The organism is Streptomyces sp. NPDC002476 (assembly GCF_042889785.1).
Lineage (GTDB): Bacteria > Actinomycetota > Actinomycetes > Streptomycetales > Streptomycetaceae > Streptomyces.
Genome location: NZ_JBIARH010000002.1, coordinates 438273 through 445130, shown reverse-complemented (window position 1 = coordinate 445130; position 6858 = coordinate 438273). Strand labels below are relative to the sequence as shown.

Below are 6858 nucleotides of genomic sequence, written 5' to 3'. Positions count from 1 at the left end.
CCGGCCTTCTCCACCGCCCTCGCCACCACCAACGACGTACCCATCACATCCGAACCATGCACAGACTCGTCCTCGACATGAACCGCCCGGTCCGCGCCCATCGACAACGCCTTGCGCAACGCATCCCGCGCATCCTCCGGACCCACCGTCAACACCGTCACCTCGGCATCACCGGCACCCTCCGCGATCCGCAACGCCTGCTCCACCGCGTACTCGTCCAGCTCCGACAACAGACCATCCACATCCTCACGGTCCACCGTCAGGTCATCCGAGAAACGCCGGTCACCCGTCGCATCCGGCACATACTTCACACAGACAACGATCCTCAAGCTCACGCCGGCTCTCCTACCTGGTGCGGTTGGTACAGACGACGATATGGCACTCAGTACCCTCTGTAAAGGAACGCAGTGCCAGAAAGCGTCTTTCGGTGCTACGTTCCCCGCATGACTGACGCACGCAGACCGGCGAAGAAGGCCCCCATGCGGGAGGTGCTGGCCGAGGCTGCCTTCCAGCTCTTCCTGGAGCGGGGCTTCGAGCGGACCACGGTGGACGACATCGTGGCCCGGGCCGGGGTCGGGCGCCGGTCGTTCTTCCGGTACTTCCCCTCGAAGGAGGACGCGGTCTTCCCGGACCATGAGCGGTGTCTCGCCGACATGACCGCGTTCCTGGCGGCGGCCGGCGACGTGGAACCGGTCGACGCGGTGTGCGACGCGGCCAGCCTCGTGCTGCGCATGTACGCCGCCAACCCCGAGTTCTCCGTCCAGCGCTACCGGCTCACCCGGGAGGTGCCCGGGCTGCGGACCTACGAACTGTCCGTGGTGCGCCGGTACGAGCAGACGCTGGCCGGCTACCTCCGTGAGCGCTACGGCGACGCGCGGGACGGCGCGCTCCGTGCCGAGGTGATCGCCGCGTCCGTGGTCGCCGCGCACAACAACGGGCTGCGCACCTGGCTGCGCTCGGGGGGCGAGGTCGACGCGGAGACGGCGGTGGACCACGCCTTCGGGCTGGTGCGGAGGGTGTGGGGGAGCGGGGCGGCCGGGGACGTGTCGCCGCGCTCGGCCGACGACGGCTCGGCCGACGGCGACGTGGTGGTGATGGTCGCCGCGAAGAACGCGCCGATGTGGCGCGTGGTGCAGCAGATCGAGTCGGTCATCGGCCAGGGCTGACGCCGGAAGTCACCTTCTTGGCACTGATTCTTGGCACTGAGTGCCTTTACGTCTCGGCACTCAGTGCCCTATGGTGCGGACGCGCCGACGCGCACGCATGGCGCATCCGAGCCGAGCGCAAGGGGTCGAACGTGTTCCAGTCGTCGAATGACACTGTGCAGACGGAGCGTGAGGAAACCGGCCTGCGCTACCACCGCTGCCGTTGGTGCGGCACCGCCTCGTTCCGGAGGCTGCTGTGCCCGGTGTGCGCATCGAGTGATCTGCAGTCCGAACACAGTGACGGTCTGGGCGTCGTGGTGAGGTCCGGCGTCGTGCACCGCTACACGGAGACGGCACGCAACGAGTCGCTCGTCAGGCTTCCCGAGGGATTCGTGTTCCGTTGCCGCGTCGTGGGCGCCGCACCGCACCTCGTGGCGGTCGGTGCGCGGGTGCGGCCGTTGGCCGGGGGCGATCCGGCCGCCGGTGAGGTGGTCTTCGAGCTCTGCGAGCCGCCGAGGAGGGACGACTGGCTCTGAGTACCTGGACTTCGAGCGTCCGGCCCGGTGAGTCCCGCGCCACATGGATCCGGCCCGTCGTACACCTGGCGGACACCTTCCCGCCATGGTCAGGTCATCGATTTCCCCGCGGGTCGTGATTGGCTGGGGGCATGACGGATCAACTTTTCGCCGGAATCGCGGAAATCTCCGGAATCGCCGGGAACACCGACACCGACGGCGGCGGTCCCGCCGGACGCCTGAACGATGTCGAGGAAGCGGTGCGTGCGGCGGCCGCCGCCGAGATCATGCCCCGCCACCGGCAGCTCGCCGCGCACGAGATCGTCGAGAAGAACGGCCCGCACGACCTGGTCACCGTTGCCGACAGGCTGGCCGAGGAACACCTCACCGCCTCGCTGTCCCGGCTCCTGCCCGGCTCGGTCGTGGTCGGGGAGGAGGCGGTCCACGCCGATCCTTCGGTGTACGACGCGCTGGGCGGTGACGCCCCGGTGTGGATCGTCGACCCGGTCGACGGCACCCGCCAGTTCGTACGCGGTGAACCGGGCTTCTGCACCCTGGTCTCCCTCGCCCACCGCGGCGAACTCCTCGCCTCGTGGACCTACGCCCCGGCCCTCGACCAGATGGCCGTCGCGGTCCGCGGCCGGGGTGCCACGTTGAACGGGCAGCCGATACGGTCCGGCACCCCCGCCCCCGGCGCCGTTCTCGAAGTGGCCACGTCACACCCCGACTACACCACCGACGCACAGAAGCGGGCGCTGCTCGGTCTGCGAACCGACGGCATCGACGCCCGGCCCTGTGGCTCGGCCGGTCTCGAATACCTCGCCGTCGCGCGTGGGGAGCTCGACGCGGTCGCCTTCACCTGGGAGTACGCGTGGGACCACGCGGCCGGTCTGCTGCTGGTCGCCGAGACGGGCGGCGCCCAGGCCACGCTCTCCGGCGCCCCCTTCCGGATCGCCGGAGGCAATGACCTGCCGTTCACGGCGGGCCGCGACGGGGCGACCGTCGAACGTGTATTGCGCGCACTGCGCGAAGGGGCCTGACCGGCCACCGCCCGGCCGTCCCCGGCCCCGTGCGCCATGGGGCAGGGCCCCGGTCCCTCAGCCGTCCGCGCCTTCACGGCCGTCCGTGCCGTCCGGGCCTTCCCCGCCGCCGGGCGTGAGGCCCGACCGGACGCTCCGTACCAATTGCGACGCCCGCTCCACCGCCGCCGGGTCCAGCCCCCGCATCACCTCACCGACCCGCGCGGCGAGGTCCCGGGGAGCGTCCGGCAGCGCGGCCGCGGCGGCCGGCGCGCCCTTCTCGTTCAGGCACCACACGCGGTGGTGGGCGTGGAACGACTGGGTGAGGATGCCGAACGCGCGCGACCGGCACAGGGCGACATGGGCGATGCGTGCCTCGGGCCCGGCTGCCGCCCAGGGAGACCGCACGGACACCGGGCACCGAGACGAGCCGGGAGGCCATGTCGGCGATCCGGGCGGGCACGACTGGGGCCTCCCGTGTCACCGGCGGCCGCTGAGCGGGAGAGTTCGGTGGCTTCATCGCGCGTGACCCCACCCCGGCCCGCGCCGCCGGAGGCTCGGAATATCCTGGACGTGCTGGCCGTCGGCTGACGAAGGAGTCCGAAGGTGCCGTCGATGCTTGATGCCGTCGTCGTGGGGGCGGGGCCCAATGGACTGACCGCCGCGGCCGAACTGGCCCGGCGCGGTTTCGCCGTGGAGGTCTTCGAGGCGGGTGACACTGTCGGAGGCGGTGCCCGCACGGAGGAACTCACGTTGCCGGGCTTCCGCCACGATCCCTGTTCCGCCGTCCATCCGCTGGGCATCGGTTCGCCCGCGTTCGCCGCCATGCCGCTCGCCCGGCACGGTCTGGAGTGGCTCCAGCCGGAACTGGCGCTGGCCCATCCGTTCCCGGACGGGTCGGCCGCGGTGCTCACCGGGTCCGTGGGGGAGAGCGCCATGTCGCTCGGCGCCCAGGACGCGGGGGCGTACCGCAGACTCGTCGCCCCGTTCCTCGGCCACTGGGACACTCTCGCCGAGGACTTCCTGCGCACGCCGTGGGACGGGCTGCCCCGTGACCCGTACCGCTGGGTGCGTTTCGGTCTCGACGCGCTCCAGCCCGCGACGCTGCTCTCCCGCCGATTCCGGGGCGAGAAGGCACGCGGGTTGCTCGCCGGGCTCGCCGCCCACGCCATCGCGCCCGTCAGCGGGGTGGCGACCGGTGGGATCGCCCTGCTCTTCGCCCTGGCCGCGCACGAGAAGGGCTGGCCGGTGCCGCGCGGCGGATCGCAGGCCATCTCCGACGCCCTCGCCTCGTACGTACGCGAACAGGGCGGCACGATCCGCACCGGCACGGAGGTCAGGCGCCTCGACGAACTCCCGCCCGCCCGGGCGTACGTCTTCGACACCTCGCCCTCCGCCCTCGCCCGCATCGCGGGCCTGGGCCGCGCGTACAGCGGTTACCGGTACGGCGCGTCCTGCTTCAAGATCGATTACGCGCTGTCGGGCCCGGTCCCGTGGACCGCTCCGGAGGCGCGCCGGGCCGGGACGGTCCATATCGGTCCCACGGCCGGTGAGATCGACGCCGCGCTGAGTGCCGCCGTGGCGGGCCGCGACCCGAGCGTGCCGTTCCTGATCACCGCACAGCCCAGCCTGATCGATCCCTCCCGCGCGCCCGAGGGCCGGCACGTCTTCTGGGCGTACGGACACGTCCCGGCGGGCTGGGAGGGCGATGCCACGGAGGTCATCGAACGCCAACTGGAGCGTTTCGCCCCCGGGTTCCGTGATCTGGTGCTGGCGAGGGCGGTGGCCGGTCCGCCCCGGATCGCGGCGCGCAACGCCAATTACGTGGACGGCGACATCGCGTGCGGTGCGTTCGCCGGTCTCCAGACGGTGATCCGGCCCAAGCTGGCGCGTGTCCCGTACGCGACGGCCCATCCGGCGGTGTTCCTGTGCTCCTCGGCGACCCCGCCCGGCCCGGGGGTCCACGGCATGTCCGGCCACCATGCGGCGAAGGCGGTGTGGAGGCGCCTGCGCACGACGTACTGACGGTACGTCAGGCGCCGAGCCGACGCCTGACGTGCGCGTGTGCCGGGGCCGTCGGGTGGACAGGTCCCAAGGGGCGTGCCCGTCAGGCCGGGCGGGGCAGGTCGATGGAGCGGTGCTCCTCCACGACGTGGTAACCGGCGCTCGTGTACAGGTTCATCGCCACCTCGTTGCCGCCCCACACGGTGAACATCAGAGCCGAGTCGCCCGCCGCGAGCGTGGCCCGTTCCCCGGCCGTCATCGCGGCCCGCCCGTACCCCCTGCCGCGGTGCCGCTCCTGGACGTGCAGCGAGTACCCGTAGGTGACGCCGGGAAGATACCCGTGCTTCAGCCAGCCGGTGCCGATCTTCTCGCCGCCTGTTTCAAGCACCAGGAACGTGTTGCCGGGCGTGGCCAGGCCCTCGGGGATCAGCTTCGCGAAGTCACGGTCGGACTTGCGTGCGGCGTCCTCGGGGCTCAGCGCTCCTGCCCGGACGATGCCGTGCATGTAGGAGTCCTTCTCCGCGGCGAGCCATTCGGGGAATTCGTCCCGAGTCATCGGGCGGGCGGTGATGCCGTCGAGCGGTTCCGGCGGGGAGGCGACGGGCCGCGCCCTGACCTGGCCGCGGACGCCGTAGTCGTCGAACGGCCCGTCGTCGGGGCCTATGAGCCGCACGTCCACCCGGCGCGCTCCACGCTCCGCGCACCACCTCTCGGCCCAGTCCCTGGCAGCCCGTTCGTACCCCCGTCCGGCGTGCGACGCGCCGACGCGGAGGTCGCCGATGCGGCCGACGCGCTTGCCGTTGTCGTCGGCCACGACCACGGCGACGTGCCCCACTCGGGTACCGGCCTCCGCGATCTCGACGACCGTCCAGTCGAGGATGTCGGCGCGCACCTCCTCGACCCTGCGCGCCACCGCGGCCTCGCCGAGCCCGGCGGCCGTGTGCGCGGCGCGCAGCCGCTGCTCGAAGTCGTTCTGCCAGTCGGCACTTTCACCCAGGGTGTTGAATTCCGTCACCCGGTCACACTGCCACGTCGTCCGGGGAGCGGGCGTGTGATTTCGCCGTCGGCGCGCTGCCGCCGCTGGTGCCGCGACCGGCAATGTTTGCCCGGAAGGAGCGGCGCCTGGTGCATGCGATCGCAAGGCGGCCGGAAGCCCTCGTAGCAGGCTACGTGGGCTTTTGGCCAACGCCGCGAACGCGCGTGCCAGGTGGCGCGACGGGGTAAACGTTGCCGGGAGCGGCACCAGATGCCGCCCGCCCCGGGCGCGGCATCATGGGTGTATGAGCACACCTGAACCCGAGGCCGTCACCATCGCTCTGGTACGGGGCGACATCACTCGGCAGTCCGTCGATGTCATCGTCAACGCGGCGAATTCCTCGCTGCTCGGCGGGGGCGGGGTCGACGGGGCGGTGCATCGGCGTGGAGGGCCCGAGATCCTGGCCGCCTGCCGTGAGCTGCGGGCTTCGCGGTACGGGAAGGGGTTGCCCACGGGGCGTGCGGTGGCGACGACCGCGGGGAGGCTGGACGCCCGATGGGTGGTGCACACCGTGGGGCCGGTGTGGAGCAGCGGAGAGGACCGCTCCGAGCTGCTCGCCTCCTGCTATCGCGAATCACTGCGCGTGGCGGCGGAGTTGGGGGCGCGCACGGTGGCGTTTCCCGCGATCTCGACGGGGATCTACGGCTGGCCCATGGACGACGGGGCGCGCATCGCCGTCCGTACGGTGCTGGCGGAGGCCGTCGCACCGGTCGAGGAGGTGCGGTTCGTGTTGTTCGACGCGCAGGCGTATGCCGTGTTCGAAGAGGTTCTGTCGGCGCGTGGTTGAGCGCGGCGGAGCGCGACCGCCGTTGCGGGGGGAAGGGCCGCGCGGCCTCGGCGCGCCGGGGAGGCGCACGCCGAGACCACGCGGTGCGCGGTCACTTGTGGGGAGTGGGCAGCAGGGCCATCTCGCGGGCGTTCCTGATCGCGCGGGCGAGCAGCCGCTGCTGCTGAGCGGTGACGCGGGTCAGGCGGCGGCTGCGGATCTTGCCGCGGTCCGAGATGAACTTCCGCAGCAGATCGGTGTCCTTGTAGTCGATGCAGGTGATTCCGGCCGCGTCCAGCGGATTGGGCCGGGCCTTCGGTGACGCGCGCTGGTCGTCGCGTCGTGCCATATGAACTCCTTGCGATTTTCGGAG

9 protein-coding genes are annotated in these 6858 nt (G+C 71.7%); 5 read left to right on the top strand and 4 right to left on the bottom strand.

Going from position 1 to position 6858, the window contains the following annotated elements; translation table 11 throughout:
- Positions 1 to 335 (bottom strand): electron transfer flavoprotein subunit beta/FixA family protein (locus ACFYXM_RS03860; RefSeq protein ID WP_389286536.1); only part of this gene is annotated, 335 nt, incomplete at its 3' end.
- A gap of 108 nt (positions 336 to 443) precedes the next feature.
- Here ACFYXM_RS03860 and ACFYXM_RS03855 point away from each other — a divergent pair.
- The 3 genes from ACFYXM_RS03855 (at position 444) to ACFYXM_RS03845 (ending at position 2700) form a co-directional block, all read left to right on the top strand.
- Positions 444 to 1166 (top strand): TetR family transcriptional regulator, encoded by a 723-nt coding sequence (locus ACFYXM_RS03855; RefSeq protein WP_389286534.1) that lies wholly within the window; start codon positions 444 to 446, stop codon positions 1164 to 1166.
- 155 nt (positions 1167 to 1321) lie between these two features.
- Entirely contained in the window at positions 1322 to 1681 is a 360-nt protein-coding gene (locus ACFYXM_RS03850; RefSeq protein WP_389286532.1) for a Zn-ribbon domain-containing OB-fold protein, read from the top strand.
- A gap of 131 nt (positions 1682 to 1812) precedes the next feature.
- A complete protein-coding gene (locus tag ACFYXM_RS03845; RefSeq protein ID WP_389286530.1) occupies positions 1813 to 2700 on the top strand; it encodes an inositol monophosphatase family protein in 888 nt (295 codons plus the stop codon).
- A 57-nt stretch (positions 2701 to 2757) separates the two neighbouring features.
- Here ACFYXM_RS03845 and ACFYXM_RS03840 read toward each other — a convergent pair whose 3' ends face one another.
- Complete coding sequence (locus ACFYXM_RS03840) at positions 2758 to 3087, bottom strand: hypothetical protein (RefSeq protein WP_389286528.1); 330 nt, start codon at positions 3085 to 3087, stop codon at positions 2758 to 2760.
- 198 nt (positions 3088 to 3285) lie between these two features.
- Between ACFYXM_RS03840 and ACFYXM_RS03835 the strand changes: the two genes are divergently transcribed.
- Positions 3286 to 4704 (top strand): phytoene desaturase family protein, encoded by a 1419-nt coding sequence (locus ACFYXM_RS03835; protein ID WP_389286526.1) that lies wholly within the window; start codon positions 3286 to 3288, stop codon positions 4702 to 4704.
- A gap of 82 nt (positions 4705 to 4786) precedes the next feature.
- Here ACFYXM_RS03835 and ACFYXM_RS03830 read toward each other — a convergent pair whose 3' ends face one another.
- Positions 4787 to 5698, bottom strand: coding sequence for a GNAT family N-acetyltransferase (locus ACFYXM_RS03830; RefSeq protein ID WP_389286524.1), 912 nt, complete (start codon positions 5696 to 5698; stop codon positions 4787 to 4789).
- Positions 5699 to 5963: 265 nt separating this feature from the next.
- Between ACFYXM_RS03830 and ACFYXM_RS03825 the strand changes: the two genes are divergently transcribed.
- On the top strand, positions 5964 to 6506 hold the full coding sequence (locus ACFYXM_RS03825; RefSeq protein WP_389286522.1) for an O-acetyl-ADP-ribose deacetylase: 543 nt from the start codon (positions 5964 to 5966) through the stop codon (positions 6504 to 6506).
- A 91-nt stretch (positions 6507 to 6597) separates the two neighbouring features.
- Here the strand turns inward: ACFYXM_RS03825 and rpsR are convergent, their stop codons facing one another.
- Positions 6598 to 6834, bottom strand: coding sequence for a 30S ribosomal protein S18 (gene rpsR, locus ACFYXM_RS03820; RefSeq protein ID WP_389286520.1), 237 nt, complete (start codon positions 6832 to 6834; stop codon positions 6598 to 6600).
- Positions 6835 to 6858: the final 24 nt, after the last annotated feature.